General features: G+C 67.9%; 1 protein-coding gene. It reads left to right on the top strand.

Going from position 1 to position 614, the window contains the following annotated elements; genetic code table 11:
• Positions 1 to 614 (top strand): DUF222 domain-containing protein (locus tag PQ627_RS19890; protein WP_274263028.1); only part of this gene is annotated, 614 nt, incomplete at both ends.

The following is a 614-nucleotide window of genomic DNA, read 5'->3' as shown; positions in this document are numbered from 1 at the left end:
CGGAACGCGGCGGAGTTCCTTCGGGCACGGCTACGGATCGGGATCGGTGAAGCCCGGCGCCGGCTCGCGCTCTCAGCGGATGCCCTGCCCGGGGAGGGCATGACCGGCCAACAGGTCCCGGCACGGCGCGAACACCTCGCCCAAGCCCTCGCAACAGCCCACATACCCTCCCGGTCCGCCACGATCATCGCCACCGCCCTGGACAAGATCCAACACCTCACCGACCAGGACACCATCACCCGGATGGAACACGCCCTGACCCGCACAGCAACCCAGTCCGACCCCGACTTCCTCACCACCATGACCCGACGCTGGACCGACCGCATCGACCAAGACGGCCCCGAACCCTCCGAAGAAGCCCTCCGCCACACCCAAGGCGCATTCCTGCGCCGCCGACACCGCTACGGACTCCACCACCTCGAAATCTTCGCCACCGCCGAACAATACGAAACCCTCACCACCGCCATGAACACCGCCACCAACCCCCGACTCACCACCACAGGGGCCGACACCGACACCACAGAATCACGGACAGCCGAGCCCGGCACCAACACCAGCACCGGCACCGGCACCGGCACCGAAGACGCAGACACTGCCCCCGAGGCCAACCACGG

It is taken from the genome of Paenarthrobacter sp. AB444 (assembly GCF_028736865.1).
In the GTDB taxonomy this organism is placed as follows: domain Bacteria; phylum Actinomycetota; class Actinomycetes; order Actinomycetales; family Micrococcaceae; genus Arthrobacter; species Arthrobacter nicotinovorans_B.
The sequence above is the reverse complement of the archived record's forward strand: the minus strand, read 5'-3'. Positions and strand labels throughout refer to the sequence as shown.